1 protein-coding gene is annotated in these 697 nt (G+C 56.1%); it reads right to left on the reverse strand.

Annotated features, from left to right (window positions below):
* On the reverse strand, positions 1–513 hold a 513-nt coding region (locus ACOI7Z_RS27290; RefSeq protein WP_420702491.1), incomplete at its 3' end, for a hypothetical protein.
* Positions 514–697 lie beyond the last annotated feature (184 nt).

Consider the following 697-nt stretch of genomic DNA (forward strand, 5'->3'; position numbering starts at 1 on the left):
CAGTGTTTGTGGTGGCGAGATAACCAGAACGTCGCTGAAGGCAGAGGCTGACCTCACGCGTGATGCCATCTCCGTTGTGTACCCCGCCTCAGCATCCGCATCGTAGCTGTACGCACCGTTGACGGACTCCAGCAGGATATTCAGGTTTGCCGCAAGAGGCGTGATCCCCTGCACCCAGCCAGCCCGGTTCAGGGTTGTCCATTGCCGCCAGGTAGAGCCGCCAGTCCCTAATTTATTGACACGAACACCCGGGGTACTTTTTTTCAGCTCGATGCCACAGAACGCCAGTGTTCCTGAAACGAGCGTCAGCGTAGCCGTCCAGTTGCCTGTCACAGGCGGTACGGGCAACTCAGTTCTGACTACACCCGTACCAGAAAGGGTAACCTGTGTCTCAGCAGTCTGGTCGCCCGTGACATTGTCCTTGTACTTGATTTTGATTACAGGGCTGACACTGGAGCTGCCATTGTGGTAGATAGCCGCTGAGGTATCACCAGTCAGAGACTGGAATGCCATAGAGGCACCTGCGGTAGAGGTGATCCCCTGCGAGCCAGCCGGGCCGAAGTTTGTAGCTGTTGGTGTCGTAACAGTCTCCTCAGTCCACGTTCCCGATTGAATCGCGAGAAATGCACGTCCTGGATGGGCAAAGTTACGGTTGTAACCAGCAAATCCGGCTCCTGCATCACCGAATCGGTCTTGG

Source organism: Klebsiella sp. C283 (assembly GCF_048822555.1).
Lineage (GTDB): Bacteria > Pseudomonadota > Gammaproteobacteria > Enterobacterales > Enterobacteriaceae > Klebsiella > Klebsiella quasipneumoniae.